Annotated in this window: 17 protein-coding genes; 11 read left to right on the forward strand and 6 right to left on the reverse strand. The window is 43.2% G+C overall.

Going from position 1 to position 18592, the window contains the following annotated elements; genetic code table 11:
* Positions 1-68 precede the first annotated feature (68 nt).
* Complete coding sequence (locus K0I73_RS16945; RefSeq protein WP_220062199.1) at positions 69-1262, forward strand: ISL3 family transposase; 1194 nt, start codon at positions 69-71, stop codon at positions 1260-1262.
* A 52-nt stretch (positions 1263-1314) separates the two neighbouring features.
* On the opposite strand, the gene rpmG is transcribed toward K0I73_RS16945, so the two are convergent.
* The 3 genes from rpmG to radC form a co-directional block, all read right to left on the reverse strand.
* Positions 1315-1488 (reverse strand): 50S ribosomal protein L33, encoded by a 174-nt coding sequence (gene rpmG, locus K0I73_RS16950; RefSeq protein ID WP_007651290.1) that lies wholly within the window; start codon positions 1486-1488, stop codon positions 1315-1317.
* Positions 1489-1494: 6 nt separating this feature from the next.
* Positions 1495-1731: a 50S ribosomal protein L28 gene (gene rpmB / locus K0I73_RS16955; RefSeq protein WP_011867275.1), complete on the reverse strand. Its 237-nt coding sequence runs from the start codon at positions 1729-1731 to the stop codon at positions 1495-1497.
* A 123-nt stretch (positions 1732-1854) separates the two neighbouring features.
* A complete protein-coding gene (gene radC / locus K0I73_RS16960) occupies positions 1855-2532 on the reverse strand; it encodes a RadC family protein (protein ID WP_220062200.1) in 678 nt (225 codons plus the stop codon).
* Positions 2533-2696: 164 nt separating this feature from the next.
* Between radC and coaBC the strand changes: the two genes are divergently transcribed.
* The 5 genes from coaBC to folE all read left to right on the forward strand — a co-directional run bounded on the left by coaBC (position 2697) and on the right by folE (position 8051).
* Positions 2697-3893, forward strand: coding sequence for a bifunctional phosphopantothenoylcysteine decarboxylase/phosphopantothenate--cysteine ligase CoaBC (gene coaBC / locus K0I73_RS16965; RefSeq protein ID WP_220062201.1), 1197 nt, complete (start codon positions 2697-2699; stop codon positions 3891-3893).
* Positions 3890-4348: a dUTP diphosphatase gene (gene dut, locus K0I73_RS16970; protein WP_220062202.1), complete on the forward strand. Its 459-nt coding sequence runs from the start codon at positions 3890-3892 to the stop codon at positions 4346-4348. Before coaBC ends, dut begins: the two co-directional genes overlap by 4 nt.
* Before the next feature lie 84 nt (positions 4349-4432).
* Positions 4433-5026, forward strand: coding sequence for a nucleoid occlusion factor SlmA (slmA, locus tag K0I73_RS16975; protein ID WP_220062203.1), 594 nt, complete (start codon positions 4433-4435; stop codon positions 5024-5026).
* A gap of 128 nt (positions 5027-5154) precedes the next feature.
* Positions 5155-7119 carry an alpha/beta hydrolase family protein gene (locus K0I73_RS16980; RefSeq protein ID WP_220062204.1) on the forward strand — a complete coding sequence of 655 codons (1965 nt, stop codon included), beginning with the start codon at positions 5155-5157 and terminating at the stop codon, positions 7117-7119.
* 287 nt (positions 7120-7406) lie between these two features.
* Entirely contained in the window at positions 7407-8051 is a 645-nt protein-coding gene (folE, locus tag K0I73_RS16985; protein ID WP_069671232.1) for a GTP cyclohydrolase I FolE, read from the forward strand.
* A 148-nt stretch (positions 8052-8199) separates the two neighbouring features.
* Here the strand turns inward: folE and pyrE are convergent, their stop codons facing one another.
* Together pyrE and rph are read right to left on the reverse strand one after the other, a co-directional pair.
* Positions 8200-8841 carry an orotate phosphoribosyltransferase gene (gene pyrE / locus K0I73_RS16990; RefSeq protein ID WP_220062205.1) on the reverse strand — a complete coding sequence of 214 codons (642 nt, stop codon included), beginning with the start codon at positions 8839-8841 and terminating at the stop codon, positions 8200-8202.
* Between the two features lie 93 nt (positions 8842-8934).
* Positions 8935-9648: a ribonuclease PH gene (gene rph / locus K0I73_RS16995; RefSeq protein WP_028763040.1), complete on the reverse strand. Its 714-nt coding sequence runs from the start codon at positions 9646-9648 to the stop codon at positions 8935-8937.
* Positions 9649-9829: 181 nt separating this feature from the next.
* Between rph and K0I73_RS17000 the strand changes: the two genes are divergently transcribed.
* Positions 9830-10693: a YicC/YloC family endoribonuclease gene (locus K0I73_RS17000; RefSeq protein ID WP_220062206.1), complete on the forward strand. Its 864-nt coding sequence runs from the start codon at positions 9830-9832 to the stop codon at positions 10691-10693.
* Positions 10694-10891: 198 nt separating this feature from the next.
* Positions 10892-12106 carry a tyrosine-type recombinase/integrase gene (locus tag K0I73_RS17005; protein ID WP_220062207.1) on the forward strand — a complete coding sequence of 405 codons (1215 nt, stop codon included), beginning with the start codon at positions 10892-10894 and terminating at the stop codon, positions 12104-12106.
* Between the two features lie 64 nt (positions 12107-12170).
* On the opposite strand, the gene K0I73_RS17010 is transcribed toward K0I73_RS17005, so the two are convergent.
* Positions 12171-13337 carry a helix-turn-helix domain-containing protein gene (locus tag K0I73_RS17010; RefSeq protein WP_220062208.1) on the reverse strand — a complete coding sequence of 389 codons (1167 nt, stop codon included), beginning with the start codon at positions 13335-13337 and terminating at the stop codon, positions 12171-12173.
* 187 nt (positions 13338-13524) lie between these two features.
* Between K0I73_RS17010 and K0I73_RS17015 the strand changes: the two genes are divergently transcribed.
* The 3 genes from K0I73_RS17015 to K0I73_RS17025 all read left to right on the forward strand — a co-directional run bounded on the left by K0I73_RS17015 (position 13525) and on the right by K0I73_RS17025 (position 18551).
* Positions 13525-13953 (forward strand): helix-turn-helix domain-containing protein, encoded by a 429-nt coding sequence (locus K0I73_RS17015; protein WP_220062209.1) that lies wholly within the window; start codon positions 13525-13527, stop codon positions 13951-13953.
* Entirely contained in the window at positions 13950-16202 is a 2253-nt protein-coding gene (locus K0I73_RS17020) for a VIT domain-containing protein (RefSeq protein WP_220062210.1), read from the forward strand. Before K0I73_RS17015 ends, K0I73_RS17020 begins: the two co-directional genes overlap by 4 nt.
* 351 nt (positions 16203-16553) lie before the next feature.
* Positions 16554-18551: a DEAD/DEAH box helicase gene (locus K0I73_RS17025; RefSeq protein WP_220062211.1), complete on the forward strand. Its 1998-nt coding sequence runs from the start codon at positions 16554-16556 to the stop codon at positions 18549-18551.
* Positions 18552-18592 lie beyond the last annotated feature (41 nt).

An 18592-nucleotide genomic window follows, 5' to 3' on the forward strand; every position in this document is an offset into this window, starting at 1 on the left:
AAAACAAAAACGGTAGTTCGTGGTAAGGTTACATCGCCAAACACAACCTTTCACAAACTACCGTTTTCATGCCGAATAATACTTTCCTATCGTCATTCTGGGAAGGCTTTCAGATCGTAAAGTCTTATAAAACTGACACATTAATTTCTATCACTTTAATTCCAGACTCCGCTCCATACTGTTCTTGTGGTCAAGCTTCTGACTCTATCCATGACACCCAGTGGCGAACGCTTAAGGATGCCATGATACTAGGCATACCAGTTGAGTTATTCGTTCAGACTCGACGCATCAAGTGTTCAAATTGTGGTATCAAGACTGAGTCTATCTCTTGGGTTAAGCCATATTCTCGCCTCACTAATCGGCTAATTGATTACATTGAGAATTTATTACCTTTGCTACCCATCAAACACATTTCAGAGCTTACTGGAGTGCACTGGCACACCATCAAAGAGGTAGATAAGCAACGTCTGAAACGTGTCGTGCCTGAGGTGCCTTGGGGGCGTTTGCGCGAACTGGTCATGGACGAGTTCGCCATATTCAAAGGCCATCGTTACGCCACTGTCATCGCAGATGCACAAACGCATCAAGTGCTTTGGATTGGTCTAGGTAGAAGCCGCAAAGACATACGTCCCTTCTTTGAGACGCTTGGAGAACATGCTCAAAATATCGAAGTTGTAGCAATGGATATGAACACCGCTTTTGACCTAGAGGTTCAAGCGCATTGTCCTAACGCTCGTATTGTCTATGACCTCTTTCATGTCGTCGGCAAGTTTGGTCGAGAGGTGATGGACAGAGTTCGAGTAGATCAAGCCAATCAACTTAAAGATGACAGAAGTGCACGTCGTTGGGTTAAGCGCTCGCGCTGGGTGCTACTGAAAAATAGAGAGAAATTAAATACCAAGCAACAAAGCTATCTGGATGAAATACTTGCGATTAACCGTGATTTAATGGTGACTTACTTGCTTGGTGCTCAACTTAAAGAGCTCTGGTACTGCGATTCGGAAAAACAAGCCAAAGACCTTTGGGAGGTATGGTGGCAACAAGTCCATGAAAGCGGAGTAAGGCCACTTATAAACTTTGCTAGAAAGCTGAAACCGTACCTTGATGGAATAGTGGCTTCGGCTTCATATCATTTAAATACATGTACCTTGGAAGGGATCAATAACAAGATCAAACTAATCAAAAGAATGGGCTATGGGTACAGAGATACGGATTACTTCTTTATGAAGATAAAAGCGGCTTTCCCCGGAAAGCCGCGATGAACCAAAAAAAAGCCCCTCCGAGGAGGGGCTTTCAAAAAAGTAGAATCAAGAATTACTTGATTTTAGCTTCTTTATAGATAACGTGCTGACGAATAACTGGATCAAATTTCTTGATTTCCATTTTTTCTGGCATGTTACGTTTGTTTTTCTCAGTCGTGTAGAAGTGACCTGTTTTAGCGCTAGAAACTAGCTTGATCTTCTCACGGTTACCTTTAGCTTTAGCCATGGTTTATTACACCTTCTCGCCGCGGGCACGAAGTTCAGCAACAACAACTTCGATACCTTTTTTATCGATAATACGCATACCTTTAGTAGATACACGTAGTTGAACGAAACGCTTTTCGTCTTCTAACCAGAAACGGTGGTTCTGTAGGTTAGGTAAAAAACGACGACGAGTCGCGTTCTTAGCGTGCGAACGGTTGTTACCAACCATAGGCTTTTTGCCAGTAACTTGGCATACTCTTGACATGTCAATCTTCTCCAAAAACAATTTAACGCTCGAGCACTAATGTACCTCGAATATGGCCGTCGCCCGAGGCACACAAAGAGGGCGCATTTTATACAGCATCTAAAATCAAAGATCAAGGGATATTCAATCTATCCATCCCCTCTCTGCAAACGAAACTATCTCACGATCGCCTATAACCATATGGTCTAAAAGCGAAACATCGATAGTTGCTAACGCGTATTTCAATCGCTCAGTAATTCGCCGGTCGGCATGACTTGGCTCCGCAACACCCGAAGGATGGTTGTGGCAGACAATGACAGCCGCGGCTTTTTTCTCAAGCACTAGGCTTACCACTTCGCGTGGATAAACCGAGGCTGAATCTATGGTGCCACGGAACAATTCAACAAATTGAATTACTCTGTGCTGACTATCGAGTAATAAGATGGCAAACACTTCATAGGCACGATCCGCCAATTGTCTCATTAAATAGTCTCGAGTTAAATCAGGATCTGTTAAAATCTTGCCTCTTTGTAGATTTTCTTTCGAAATTCGCTTACTTATTTCAATCGCCGCTTTCAATTGGGCATATTTTACCGGGCCTACACCACAGATAACGCACATTTCACTCTGATTGGCCGTCATTAGCGCTCTAAGGCCTCCAAAGTGACCAATCATAGTACGAGCCAAGGAAACAGCGCTCTGCCCCGGTAAACCGTTTCTAAGCAGCACTGCTAACAACTCAGCATCAGACAGTTGGCTAACCCCTTCCCTGAGTAACTTTTCCCTAGGTCCTTCGCCCTCTGGCCAATCTTTAATTGCCATCACAACCTCCGTGTTGCTTAACGCGCTCATTCATTTGTCAAAATTTTTTATGAGACATTGAGTATGGCCCAGTTTTTAAAAACTTGTATCTTCAAGCTAAGGTGGATTGTGGTATGGTTAGCTCCACGCCAATCTAGGCAAAATAAATACGATTAGTGATGAAAATGAGTCTGACAAATAAAAAGATATTGCTCGGGATCGGTGGTGGTATCGCCGCCTATAAATCAGCTGACTTAGTTCGCCGTTTGAAAGAGCGCGGCGCCGATGTGCGTGTAGTGATGAGCCAAAGTGCCCAAGAGTTTATTACCCCACTGACACTGCAAGCCTTGTCAGGTCATCCCATTGCTACCGACCTCTTAGACACAGCAGCGGAAGCCGCCATGGGGCATATTGAATTGGCTCGCTGGGCAGATCTGGTACTTATCGCTCCCGCAACGGCCAATCTCATCGCACGCATCAATGTGGGGATGGCAGATGAGCTCATTACCACAACCTGCTTAGCTACCGAGGCACCAGTAGTCTTGTGCCCCGCGATGAATCAGCAGATGTATCGTAATGCGGCAACCCAAAGCAACCTAGACTCATTGCGCAGCAGAGGCATCACCATTTGGGGGCCAGCTTCAGGCAGCCAAGCGTGCGGAGAGATCGGCCCTGGCCGTATGGAAGAACCTTTAGTTATCGCTGAGCGTGTCGAACAGTTTTTTGCACCAAAAATTTTACAGGGGTTATCCCTATTACTGACAGCAGGACCCACTCGGGAAGCCATAGATCCAGTTCGCTATATTTCCAATCATAGCTCAGGAAAAATGGGCTTTGCTATCGCCAAGGCCGCCGCGGATATGGGGGCAAAAGTCACTATCGTCGCTGGGCCAGTGAATCTCGATACGCCACTGAATGTTAATCGCATTAATGTAAAATCAACCCAAGAGATGCTCGATGCGGTGATGGAACAAGTACATCACAGTGATATATTTATTGGTTGTGCGGCGGTCTGCGACTATCGCGTTGCCGAAATAGCTAACGATAAAATAAAAAAATCTGCCGAAGAGATGGCGCTTGCGCTAGTGCGTAATCCTGATATCTTAGCCACGGTTGCAGCTCATGAACATCGTCCGTTTACCGTAGGCTTTGCCGCTGAAACTCAAGATGTCGAGCGCTACGCCAAAGATAAGTTGACCCGAAAAAAGCTAGATATGATCGCGGCAAATGATGTTTCAGATCCGGCTTTAGGCTTCAATAGTGATGCCAATGCACTGAAAGTCTTTTGGTCAAATGGCCAGTATGATTTGCCGGTAACCGACAAGCAGACCTTAGCGAAACAGCTACTCACCCTAATTGCACAGCAGATGAAGACAGCATGAAGACGCCAATTGAACTGAAAATTCTCGATTCACGTATAGGTTCACAATTTCCGCTACCCGGCTACGCCACTCCTGGCAGTGCGGGGATGGATCTTCGTGCCATGATTGAAACCACACTAGAGATTCAGCCTGGTGAAACTCAATTAATTCCTACAGGTATTGCGGTACATGTTGCCGACTCAAGCCTAGCCGCGGTTATTTTGCCTCGCTCAGGTTTAGGCCATAAACACGGTATTGTATTGGGTAATCTAGTTGGTCTCATTGACTCTGATTACCAAGGCCCATTGATGGTATCTTGCTGGAATCGTAGCGATAAGCCGTTTAGCATAGAGATAGGTGATCGCCTAGCTCAGCTAGTGTTTGTCCCTGTGGTACAAGCCGAATTTAAACTCGTCGATGAGTTTGATAGTTCAGATAGAGGTGAAGGTGGTTTCGGCCACTCAGGCACCCGATAATCCGACGCGCCAAACACAGAATTAGAGAGCTATGGGGCTAACTGACCCATTGGCTCCTGTAGTAATTGAGTAAAGGAAACTTAAATGGCTGCAAGCCCTAAAATCAATCGTCGTGAACATATCCTGCAATGTCTAGCCACTATGTTAGAGACCAGTCCTGGGCAACGTATCACCACAGCCAAACTTGCTGCCGAAGTCGGCGTATCAGAAGCGGCGCTTTATCGCCACTTCCCCAGTAAAGCGAGAATGTTTGAAGGGCTAATCGACTTCATCGAAGAGTCCCTACTATCGCGTATCAACCTCATCATGGATGATGAAAAAGACACCATGAAACGCTGTCAGCTACTGCTGCAACTCCTGCTGGTTTTTGCCGAGCGCAATCCAGGGATCTCACGAGTATTAAATGGCGATGCACTACTTGGGGAAAATGAACGTCTACGTAATCGCACCGGACAGATATTTTCAAAAGTCGAGACCCATCTTAAGCAGATTTTGCGGGAAAAGACCCTACGTGAAGGTAAAGCGTTTAACATTGATGAAGCGATTCTAGCCAATTTATTATTAGCCGTAGCCGAAGGCCGCATAGCACAATTTGTACGCAGTGATTTTAAACAGAAACCCACCGAGCACTTTGCCGAGCAGTGGAACTTTATTCAGCAACAGCTGCTGCAAAGTTAGACGACCGTCCCTATTAAGGCAACCTAATTGGTTGCCTTAAATTATTGCGCTCACAAAATCTTTATTTTACTCTCCTGTTGCAACATAAAACCTACAACCATTAACAAAATGATTTACAAGGAAGTTCGATGAAACTAATTAAGTCGTTTAGTTTTTTTTGCTTATGCGTACTTAGCTGTAATGCCCAAGCAAATAATACAGACAAAGCCCAATTATTCAGCCGTTCGGCTGAATTCAGTCAAGTTAAAATTTCTCCTAGTGGAGATTATCTCAGCGCTATCACCTCTAAAGATGGCAAATATATGCTGATGATCCTCGACGCAAAGACTAAAAAGCCCGTTAATGTTGTGCGATTCCCTAGTAATGCCCAAGTCGGTCAGTACGAATGGGTCAATGATGAACGAGTCGTATTAGCCAAAGAGTATTTGAAAGGTTGGCGCGATCATCCTATCTACTATGGCGAACTAATGGCAATCAATGCTGATGGTTCGAAAGCAGCTTATCTATTTGGATACTTAGGTGGCGAGCAGCAGACAGGTTCGCACATTAAGAAAAATACGCCGATACGAGCCACAGCTTATATCCTTGACCCAATGCCGGAAGATGAGCGATATATGCTAGTCAAAGCACTCCCTTGGGGATCTGGAGGAAGTAACACCCCAGAAAACATTCAACAGGTTTATCGCGTCGATGTCTACAAAGGCACTCGAAAGAAAATAGCTACTGCACCAATATCTTATGCAAACTTCCTACCTGATCACGATGGTAATATCCGTTTTGTCAGCGGCACTCGAGACTATATTTCATCTAGCCTCTATTATCTTGATGATGGTAACTGGGTCGATACCGATAAGCTAAATATCAATCTAAGTGACATGAGTCCTATAGCGTTTAGTGATGATAAGAACAGTGTTTATGTGCTCGGAAGTGAAAATAATCAGCCAAAAGGTGTATATCTCGTTAACGTAAAAACGGGAACTAAAAAGCTAATCAGCCAAGATAAAGTGGTAGACCCAAGTAATGTTTGGATAAACCAAATTAATAAAGCGCTTTACGCAGTTGAATATGAAAATGGCTATCCAACTTACGAGTTTGTTGACAATGAAGACAAATTGGCGACCACGCTAAAACAGTTACTAGGGGCTCTACCGGGCCATCAAGTTCATTTAGTCAGCCAGACAAACGACATGAGTAAGCTTGTTATTAAAGCCTTCAACGATCGAAATCCTGGCGACTACTACATCTTCGATACTAATACGAAAAAACTCGAATATTTAGTATCTCAGAAAAACTGGTTAGATCCAGATCAAATGGCCGAAGTTAAGCCCATTACCTTTACCAGTAGAGATGGAACAACGATCAATGGTTACCTAACACTGCCTTTTGGCAAAGAGGCAAAGAATCTTCCACTTGTAGTCAATCCCCACGGTGGGCCTCATGGCCCTCGTGATTGGTGGGGATTCGATGCTCAAAATCAGATGATTGCCAGCGAAGGCGCTGCAGTACTCCAAGTTAACTTCCGCGGTTCAGGCGGATACGGCAGTGCGTTTGAGCACGCAGGTCATCAAAAGTGGGGCAGTGATATTCAATACGACATCATTGATGCCACCCAATATGTGATCGAACAAGGTATCGCCGACAAAGACAGGATCTGTATTGTTGGCGGCAGTTTTGGTGGTTATTCAGCACTGCAAAGCCCAATCCTTGCGCCAGATTTGTTTAAATGCGCCATTGGATTTGCAGGTGTTTATGATCTCGAGGTGATGTTTAATGAAGGTGACGTGCAAGACCGTCGAGCAGGTCAACGCTATCTCGCTCAAGTATTAGGCGAAGACCCAAAAATACTTAAGGCTATGTCTCCAAGCCAAAATGTCGACAAGTTAAAAGCCAAATTACTATTGGTGCATGGTGGCGAGGATGAGCGAGCGCCAATCGAACAACTAGAAGCCTTAGAAGAAGGCTTAAAGAAACACAACTATCCTTATGAGAAGTTGGTAATGGACGATGAAGGACATGGTTTTTATAACGATGAACATCGCGCTAAGTACTATCGCCAAATGATGAGCTTTTTAAAACAAAACCTAAAGCTCTAAAAACAAAAACGCAAAAGCCGATTATCACAATCGGCTTTTTTACTATTCCCCTATTGATTCTGGGTATAAATTACCCGCAAATCAGGGTATCCTCCTTGCCCCGTCATTGTAAGTTTATCTGCAATTGGCGAGCTATAATTACTATTTTAGCGACAAAATATTCGAGTTTACCAATCAAATTGACGTCGTGCTCGACTAGCCTGTTGAGTAGCACATAAGTGAGATTGGTCGTATTTAGGGATTTTGTTGCAGTCGAACTAACCACTATCCACATGGTGGAGGATACAATGGCATTAAGTGAAGCAGCACAGCAGGTGCAAACCGCATTATTAGCACGTGGTCTTGAGACCCCTATGCTCCCGTGTGAGCTGAGCAGCGAAGAGCGCAAGGATAAAATCGAACACCACATGCGTGAGATCTTGACCTTAATGTCTCTCGATCTGCGTGATGATAGCTTAGTCGAAACGCCAAAGCGCATTGCCAAGATGTACGTTGATGAGATTTTCTCAGGCCTCGATTACGCTAACTTTCCCAAAATCACGGTTATCGAAAATAAAATGGGTTTCGATGAGATGGTGAAGGTAAAAGACATCAGTCTCACCAGTACTTGTGAGCATCACTTAGTGACCATAGATGGCGTCGCGACAGTGGCTTATTTACCGCGCAAGAACATTATCGGCTTGTCTAAAATTAACCGAATCGTGCGCTTCTTTGCTCAACGTCCACAGGTGCAAGAACGCTTAACACAACAAGTGTTGGTGGCATTGCAGACACTGCTAGAAACCCAAGATGTGGCCGTTAAGATGGATGCCGTCCACTACTGCGTAAAATCTCGTGGCGTAATGGACTCAACCAGCTCGACCACCACTACAGCGCTGGGCGGTATTTTTAAATCGAATCCAGCGACAAGAGCTGAATTCTTAAGTAACTAATAGAAAAGATTCGAGAGCGAGCCTTCGGCTCTACTAGAACGGGGCAAACCGCCGCGAGAAACTGAAAACAAAAAAGCAAAAGCCAAATAGCTTTTGCTTTTTTTCTAGAAGCGAACTCGTGAGCGCTCTAGTAATCTGAGCTTATCTTTTAGATCCCGTATTGGTCACGATAAGCACTTACTGATGCCAGCTGCGCTTCCATCCCTGGTTTTTCAGACAAGTAGTTAATCAGATCTTCAAGCTTAATAATCGACACGATGTCACAGCCAAAGTCGCGCTCAACTTCTTGAATCGCAGATAATTCACCCTTGCCTTTTTCTTGACGATCCAGCGCAATCAACACGCCAGCAAGTTGGGCTTTATGGGCTTCAATAATCTCCATCGACTCACGGATTGCAGTGCCTGCGGTGATCACATCATCCACCAACATCACACGACCCGTTAAGTCGCTACCGACGAGGCTGCCGCCTTCACCGTGGTCTTTCTTCTCTTTACGATTAAAGCAGTAAGGCATGTCGATGTCATGATGATCGCAAAGCGCAACCGCTGTCGTGGTCGCGATCGGAATACCTTTGTACGCAGGACCAAATAGTAGATCAAACTCAATGTCTGAATCGACTAACGCCGCCGCATAAAAGCGACCAAGACGCGCCAAATCACGACCCGTATTAAACAAACCCGCATTAAAGAAGTAAGGGCTAGTGCGGCCTGACTTTAACGTAAATTCGCCAAATCTTAATACATTACGCTCAAGGGCAAACTCAATAAACTCACGTTGATAGGCTTTCACAATCTCTCCTTAAAAATGTAGGGGTAGTACTTATAGTTTGGATATTAAGGTACAAAAAGGACCCCGTAGGGCCCTTAATAACAATAAAACAAATTAGCTCAATGCGGCCTTCTGCACATCGACGATTTCACGAATACCGTGCTTGGCCAACTCGAGTAGACTGAGTAGCTCTTCATGGCTAAACGGCTCACCTTCTGCAGTACCTTGGATCTCAATGATCTTGCCCGTTTCTGTCATAACGACGTTCATATCAGTTTCAGCGGCGCTGTCTTCAATATACTCAAGATCACAAATCGGCTCACCTTTATAGATACCCACGCTAACCGCAGCGATAAGGAACTTAAGCGGGTTGCTCTTGATGATCCCCTTACCACGAGCCCAGTTGAGCGCGTCAACCAATGCCACACATGCACCTGTGATAGCCGCAGTACGCGTGCCGCCATCAGCCTGAATCACGTCACAATCGATAACGATAGTGTTTTCACCCAACGCTTTCATATCAACAGCTGCACGTAACGCGCGACCGATAAGACGCTGGATCTCTTGTGTACGACCCGATTGCTTACCACGAGCTGCTTCACGGTCCATACGACTATGAGTTGAACGTGGCAACATACCGTACTCAGCTGTTACCCAACCTTGGCCTTGCCCCTTAAGAAAGCGTGGTACGCCTTCAGTGAAGCTAGCAGTACAAAGTACTTTAGTCTCACCAAATTCAACCAAAACAGAACCTTCTGCGTGAGCGGTAAACTGTCGAGTAATAGTTACTGGACGAGATTGAGCGGGCGTTCTGTCACTTGGGCGCATAGGAAATTCCTGTTTAGATAAAGAGAAAGCAAATTTGGCTGCATATTATAGGGGTTAGCGGCGATTGATGCCATGATATTCATGCGCCAAAGCGTAAAGGCGGCAGAGTTTGCTTTAACCCTTTGCATCATCAGACTATAATCGAAGCTCAATTAATCGATTTAAACAATTGGAATAACCCATGATCCAAAGCATGACAGCCTACGCTCGTATCGAGCACAAAGCACAATGGGGCACCGCCTCTTGGGAGATCCGCTCGGTCAATCAGCGTTATCTAGAAACCTACCTACGCCTACCAGAGCAACTTCGCAGCCTAGAACCTGTGCTGAGAGACCGTCTACGCAAACGTTTAAATCGTGGAAAAATCGAAGTCAACCTACGTTATGACCTAGGTGAGAACAAAGACAGCGACCTACAGCTTAACCAAGCCTTAGCTGCCCAGATCATCCAAGCGGCTAACTGGGTAAAACAAGAAGCAGGACAAGGCGAAATCAATCTCGTCGACGTATTGCGCTGGCCAGGCGTCATGTCGGGTAGTGAACAAGATATGGACGCGATCAGCAAAGAATTGCTCGTCGCCTTTGATGATGCAGTTGCGCAGTTCATCGAAGCCCGTGGCCGCGAAGGTGATGCCATCAACACCATGCTGCAAACTCGCCTTGATCAAATTGTCGAGCAAGTCACTATCGTACGTGAACACATGCCAAGCGTTATGCAATGGCAACGCGACAAAATAACCAATCGCTTGAGCGAAATTCAAGGCGAACTTGACCCCGCCCGTATGGAGCAAGAGATGGTAATTCTTGCACAAAAGATGGATGTTGCCGAAGAGATGGATCGACTCGACGCTCACGTTGCCGAGACACGTCGTATCCTTAAAAAAGGCGGATCTCAAGGTCGTCGCCTCGACTTTATGATGCAAGAGTTTAACCGCGAATCTAACACCCTTGCCTCTAAATCCATCAGTAGCGACGTCACCGCCGCAGCAGTCGAACTAAAAGTGCTCATTGAACAAATGCGCGAGCAGATCCAAAACGTTGAATGATATCCAATAGAGTCCAAACAAAACCTTTTATCACTGATTTTAAAAGATTTAATTAAATCTCAGCCCAGAGAGGTTCATTAATACCCACCACTTACCAACGTTAAATGGTGGGTGATATGGTGAGTAACTTAGTATATAGTAAATGCATAGCGGTGGGTAAAACACCCGCCCTTGTATTTGACTGGAGACTAAGGGCTTATGGGAAAGTTAACCGCAAAGGAAGTTGCAGCAAAAACTAAAGGTGAACCTGGCCGATTCGCTGATGGTGAAGGATTGTATTTTGTCGTTCCCAAATCCGGCAAACCATTTTGGATGCTCCGCTACACCGCCAACAAGAAACGCAAAGAGATGACACTGGCTAAATACAGTGATCTTTCATTAGCAGATGCTCGCGCAGAAGCCGCAATTAAAATGAAGCAGTTTCGTGATGGTCTAGATCCTCTAGTCGCCAAGAAACGTGCCGAACAAGCCGAAATTAAAACCGTTGATGATCTCTTTGCCGATTGGCATTTAGGTAATATCAAAAGACTCAAACATCACGAAATCCCCGAACGTATCTACCGTAAAGACATTGCTCCCCATATAGGCAGCTTCAACGTCGATAGCGTAAGAGCCAGAGACATAAGAGCAGTATTACAGGCCATCGCAGCCACTAACCGCCCAGCAATCGCTAACGACGCTCTGATGTACAGCAAGCAACTTTTCAATCACGGCATAAAACTGGATCTGCTTAGCGCAAATCCAGCGAGTGCATTTTCGGTTACTGATGCTGGTGGAGTAGAAAAGAGTAAAGACAGAGCCTTAACCATCGAAGAGCTCACTCAATTTTTTAAAACTGCACGCGAAAATAGCGACAGCTTTAGCCGTGAAAACTATCTTGCTTGTGCATTGCTGGTGACATTAGGTATTAGGAAGTCGGAATTGGCAGAAGCGCCATGGAAGGAGTTTGATCTAGAGCAGAAGGTTTGGAACTTATCAAAAGAGCGCAGTAAATCCGGTGTTGGCATTGTTATCCCATTACCTGAAATTGTAATGGACTGGATACAAGAGCTAAAGATAAGGGCTTATGGCTCTGAATATGTGTTCCCTAGCAGGCGTTCAAGCAAGAACCCACACATGGGCAAAGACACTTTAAATCGTGCTATCACCAAACTCTTTGGTCATGAAGCCGGTAAAAAGAAGCAACCACCCAACTTAATGGGTGATATGGCACACTTTACCGTACACGACCTACGTCGCACTTGCCGCACTTTATTAGCTAAGCAAGGCACACCAGCACATGTCGCAGAGCGTTGCCTGAATCATAAGCTTAAAGGTGTCGAAGGGATCTATAACCAACATGATTATTTTGAAGAGCGAAATGAAGCAATCACTAAGCTATCAGAGGTAATTTCTCCAATGTTGTCCAGATAATTTTAGTTCTCAGATTGTAGCCCCGCATACCGAGAACAGTGATATGCAGGGCTTAATTATCAAATTAGAGTAGCACTCTGGCTCCAGGAACATAGCCTCCTGCTTTGGCAATCTCTCGCTTTAATTCAAAAAGTGAGTCATCTGGTAAACCAAACCATTTTCTTATTTCTTCAATTTTTTGATACAAACTCAATGAATTAACATTACGAATAATAATAAGCCTATCATCAGGACCCACATCACCACGCCATTTTAAAGGATTTCCAGAATCATCATCAATATCAGCCGACTCTCCAATATAGGTAGGGGATAAGTATATTAGAAAGTGGTAATTCATATTATCGCTTAAGTACAATTCACAACGTACTTCTTGCCAATAGTCAGGCATATATTGCTCAGATTTTAACTTTAACCCCCGATATTTATTAAGTTCTATCCCGATTTTTTTCTTACCAATTAAATCAAAAAAAGCAGAGTTAATGATAGTGCTTTCTAATGACCCTCTTTTCATTATCAAAATGCACTTACCTGTTAAAATTACAGGTTCGCTCGGCACTTCAGGCTGAAGGTTTAAAGGGGTGTCACTGCCAAACTTAAACCCTAAATTAGCACTAAATAGTTTTGAAAAGAGATACAGTAGCTTGAAAGAGTCAAAATCTTTGATTATTAAACCTGCAATACTTAAAATCCGACATCCAGCCTCATCAATATTCCACCATTGAAAACCTTCAATAGGTCGTTCGTCATAACCTACTGTAGTTAGGAGTACTTTTGAATACTTCTCGCATTTATCCAGAAACTCTTCAGATATAAAAAGCTCATTTAGCATGGCTTCAATCGTTTCTTTATCTGCTTTATAGTGCAGTTCATGAGGTGATACTGCATCTAACAACTGACTATAAATATCATCATTTTTAATTAGCTTTTGTAATTTTCTATAGAATCGATTTACTGTAATAGATTTAAAATTATCAAAAAACTGTTGAAGATCATTGTATAACTCAACTTCTTCGTACCGACCCGGATTTCTTCTAGGGGCTCCACAATACTCGACTATTTTAACCATTAAATTTTGTGAAATGAGCCCACTCCCGCCTTTCATCTCACTTAACCTAGACTCTTCTATACCTAATAATTTGGCCATATCCTTTTGAGTTTTTCCGATACTTTTAAAATAAGTTATCGCATGATTAATCCATAATATTGTGTCATTTTTAGTTAATTGTTCCATTTTTCACCTCTGTAGTTACTAAGGTTAATAATCTAAAATAGCACCAATAAAATGTAATTACATTTTTTACGTAATTTTTTGTAATTAATTACAAATTATAAGATCGTTCGCAAACAGCAAACAGTTCTGCACTTTTTGATTAAACTCACCATTGATCTTAACACCTTAACTGTCTACTATTAGTGTCATGAAAAAAATTAACCGCTATACCTTAAGTGATCTTTGCCAGCTTGTTGAGCTAACCCCTCGCACAGTGCGCTTCTACATACAGAAGTCTTTAATGCCTGCACCTGAAGGCAGTGGTCGGGGCGCTTTTTACACTCAAGAACATATTGAGCGCTTACTAGAAATTAAGAAATGGCAAGATGCCGGGTTGTCACTTGAGCGCATCAGTGAACTGCTATTTGATGAAAGCAGCACAAAACCTTTGCCGCCACTTAAACGTGCCCAACCTGGTGATATTGAAGTTTGCAGTCATGTACACATTGATGAAGGCATATCGCTCACCTTGAATCCAAGCAAGGCAGGCCTAACACCTGAACAAGCTAAACAATTAACTCTCGAAATAATCTCGTTGTACCAACGCATTGCATTAAGCGATAAGGAAGATAAATGAACAGTGAAATAGGGTTAACGTCGTTATCAGGTGAGCAAGTAGCGCTTAAGTCTGTCGATATAACTGCAACACTTACTGGTGTGCTATCTGAAGTCGAGATTAAGCAACAATATAAAAATAACTCATCAAACAATATTGAGACTGTTTACACTTTCCCCCTTCCCATTGATGCTGTATTAACCTCATTAGAAGTCGAATTAAATGATGATGCTCTTCAAGGACATGTAACAGCACATAAGGGCGCAGAAGAAAATTACGAAGACGCGATTATTAGTGGCGATACTGCAGTGCTACTCAGTAAAACCGCCGATGGCCTATACTGTATCAATCTGGGGAATCTACTAGCTGAGCAAGAAGCTGTTATCTCAATCCGCTACGCTCAGCTGCATCACTGGCAAGGTGATAGCCTTCGTTTTTACCTTCCTACGACTATCGCTCCTAAATACGGTGAGCCACAAAAGAACAGTATTGCAGAGCATCAAGTACCTCAACAGTCATTGTCAGCATCGTATAATTTAAATTTCTCTATCACTGTCGACGGCTTGCTTGCGGGAGCGGCTATCAATAGCCCAACACATAACTTGGCATATCAAGTAACAGATCAAACAATGAGGATAAGCCTTAAACACCCTCAGCCTATGGATCGTGATTTCATTTTAGAAATTGATAAGCCAAAGGGATATATCGGAGAAGGTTATTGGGCGAACGATGGTGAAAGCACAGTTGCGTTAACGTCATTTATTCCACAGCTAGACTCATCGCAAAACCCAGCCATCAAGTACCAAGCTCGCTGCATTAAAATTGTTGTCGATTGTTCGGGCTCGATGGCCGGCGACTCAATAGAACAAGCGCGTATTGCACTACTTCAGATAGTCAATTTGTTAAACGCCCAAGATTACTTCAATATCATTATATTTGGCTCTAACCACCAGCAACTCTTTAATGAGTCGGTCATCGCAGATAGCAATAATATAAGTCTCGCTAAACAGAAGCTAAATGTACTTGCTGCAAATCTTGGTGGTACAGAAATGCAATCAGCATTAAGTGCCGCTTACCATTCAAAAACATTACCCCACTTACCAACAGATTTACTACTGATTACTGACGGACAGACGTGGGATGAAGATGCATTAATCGCTAATGCAGAACGTTCTGAACACCGTCACTTTGTGGTTGGGGTTGGCTGTGCAGTGAGTGAAGCATTTTTATCTAAGCTTGCCAAAGTAACAGGGGGAGCGAGTGAATTCGTTACACCAAACGAACAGATGAACAAGCGAATATTGCAACACTTTAAACGTATCAAGCAGACCAGAATTCACAATCCTCAACTCTGCCTTAGTGACAAGTATTCCGCACCACTTTGTTTTGACCCATTACCTACTCATAAAAGCACAATATTTTTGGGCGATACCGTAAATCTGTTAAGTCACTATGAAGGGTATCCACCGGCAACGGCAGATTTTTACTTTGAAGGTGAGTTTAATGAAGCCAAGAATGAGAATGAAATCTATGGCGCCACTATCACTCTAACTCACAAACAAAATGACAACGGTTTAATAGCGAGGCTTGCAGCCCATGAACGGTTAATGGGCCTAGATACGAATAAAGCAACAGCATTAGCTGAAAAGTATCAATTACTCACCAAGCACACCAGCTATATTCTAGTAAAAGTAAATGATAATAGCGGCCAACTTCCGATACCACAACTTCAACAAATTCCTCACCAAATACCTGCTGGCCAGAGCGGTTTAGGCAGCGTCATAGGTGAAAGTAGCGGTGTGGTATGCCAAGGTGTGCCCACGTATTCATCAGAGTCTATGCCAGATTTAGACTGCTTAGCTATTCCGGCATTCTTGCGACAACAATTTGATGACACACCAATAAAAGTGCATAACTTGACTCGCCTTCAAGCAAAAAATCATCACTCATTAGCTGAGTCACTCAACAGTGAGTTCACTCCCAATAACGACATGGGCATGAGTGAGTTTGATATCTACGATATTGAAGAGTTAGGTGAGAAAGAAACAATAATTGAAATACTCTACCAGCTGGAACATACAGGCTATCACGAGCAGAAGCTGGTGGCAGCTTGGTTAAGCCTTTATAACGAGTTTAATCCTGACAACCAGTTTAGCCGACATGTCATTCGCCTGATTAGAGTGTTATGCAAAGAGCTTGATGTCAGTGCAGACCTGATAAATACCGTTAAAGAAGCAATGAAACAAGAACTGGCTCCCCAGACGATCTAAAAATAAAGGCTGAACGATTCTTCACGAAGAAAAGCGGTTCGGCCTTCCCCACCCCTATCCCATATTGCTAAGGATCTATTCAGCTACTTAGCGTACCGTTCACCTAGCCAATGGCAAATCACATAGCACCGGAAATGTTCAAATACGACCAAGGAGCAATGATGGCTCCTGGTGGTACCGTATAAACATTTAAAATTAAGTCAAAAATTGTAGCTAACAAGTACCACTTCACAATCAAGATTTTTCAATCTAGCATTCGTATCGAAACTAATGATTATCATCTTTATATTGAGACTTATCGGTTAGAATCTTGTATAAATATTCTATTATTCCCAGGGAAGGCATAAAGCAATGATTGAACAAGCTCAAAAACACCGCCAACTTGTCACCGATATTCTTGAGGGTGATGCTTTACATGCCCATCAGGTCGATGCGGCAACAAAAACATTTTCTGCTCTTACGGGAGATGTTAGAGCTGTGGTCACTACCGCGGAGATGCAAGCGGGGAAATCAGGCATTGCTCTAGCTTTATGCTGCCAGCAACGCTTAAGTCTCAGTGATAACGACATCTGTGAGAGAAGACATCTTAAAGATACACTCTATCTAGTAACAATGCCTGATACAGCGCTAAAAGAACAAGCTGAAGATGACTTAGTTCTTGCCAAAAACGTAATCGTTAGCAACTTTGTTAATTTTGAAAAAGCACTTGAGAACGAATTCAAAGGTAACCCCCCTAAACTCATTATCATTGACGAATGCCATTACGGTTCGAATGTTTCAGCAGTTCGATATAGCAAAATATTCGATTACTTAGAGCAGGAAAATGACTCTTGCAAAGTGGTCTTCATTTCAGCAACTCCATTTGGTGCTCTATATGGCGCAGAAACAGAATATGAAGAAGCGTTGGAGTTGCAAGCCGAAGCAGAGTCGAAACAAGACAACGAATTATTCAACGAAGCTAATGATATCGCTGAAAAGGCACTAAAAGACTCTATACTCCGCCGAGACTTCAACACTCGCTTAGTTTTCCACAAGACAAGTGAAGAGTATTATGGCGTGAGAGAAATGCTTCACAATGACAAAGTTAAAAGTTTAGAAGGTGATAGCAGAAACTTTCTTTATCCTTCAGTTGAACGTGATGCTTTTATTAACCAGTTTAAAGATCATCAAGGTGTTGGTTGGTCGTTAGTTCGAGTTCCTGCAGGCAGTGCAATGAATGCGAAGGAATTTCTCATCTCACAAGGCCTGGAAGAGAATTCGATTTATATTTTAGGAAACTCACTTAGTGGTGTACCCGAGGACGAACACTGCAGTATTGAACGTTTTAAAAAGGAATTTGATGATGCACAACTTTTTGAAGACAAACTTATTGCGATAACTGTGGCTGGAGCAAGAGCGGGTATCAACTTTGGCGCCATGATGAAGAATAACCTAATATCCACTTGGGACAGCACTGTTGCAAGTGTCGCTGCGGTTGTACAAGCAAATATTGGCCGAGCTTGTGGTTATCATGGTAACAACTCTTCAATGCACTATACCAATATTAATGCCGCTGAAGCTTATGCTGCAATTTTAGACCATCTTGAAAAAACATGTTCTGAATCTGCAGCCTCAGACTTTGATGGCTTAAAAGAATTCTTTGAAGACGTTTGTCAGGAGTTCCAGGTAAATGGCCTCGATGTAGGTCTGACCATAAAATACAAACGTCGTAAGCCTATTGATGATGTAGAAACTTACAAGACAAGTAATTACATAGCAGTACCAGCAAAGTTACTAGACCATGATTCAGATTTTAGTCATTACACTAATGATAAGCATTTATTACAAGCTATTGAATTAATCAGACATGAGTTTACGGCTAAGGGTGCGCCCAGTGTCAAGGGTAATAGAGCTATGCGGGGCAAGACAAAGAACTGGATTAAGGCTCATTGGATCAATGGTGATAGTTACGACAACCCAGAAAAGGCGCGAGTAGATGGGACTCAAAAAGAGAAAACTATTATGTATACCAATATGCTAAATAATGGTGAATACCTTGAATTTAATCGTGTTGTCGCTCCAGGTTCTGGTGAGTTTTCTGAAAATAAACTCATTACCGCCTCTATATTTAGCATCTACAACATATCCCGTAGGCAGGTAGATAAAAAAATCATGACTACCGAAGATGTATGGGAGATGTGCGATCACTTCGGTATTGAACGCGATGACACAATGTTCGTTCTCTATAAACGTGGTGAATATGATCTCGAACGTTCACTGGCAAAAAAAGAACACAATCAATTACCAGCCAAATCAGGTGATCTCAGTGATGAATCTCATTTCTCTGATGCCGCTGAACTGACCTACTAAATATAAAGGGGGAGCTCTCCCCCGACCTGATTTAAGAGTAC

Source organism: Shewanella mesophila (genome assembly GCF_019457515.1).
In the GTDB taxonomy this organism is placed as follows: domain Bacteria; phylum Pseudomonadota; class Gammaproteobacteria; order Enterobacterales; family Shewanellaceae; genus Shewanella; species Shewanella mesophila.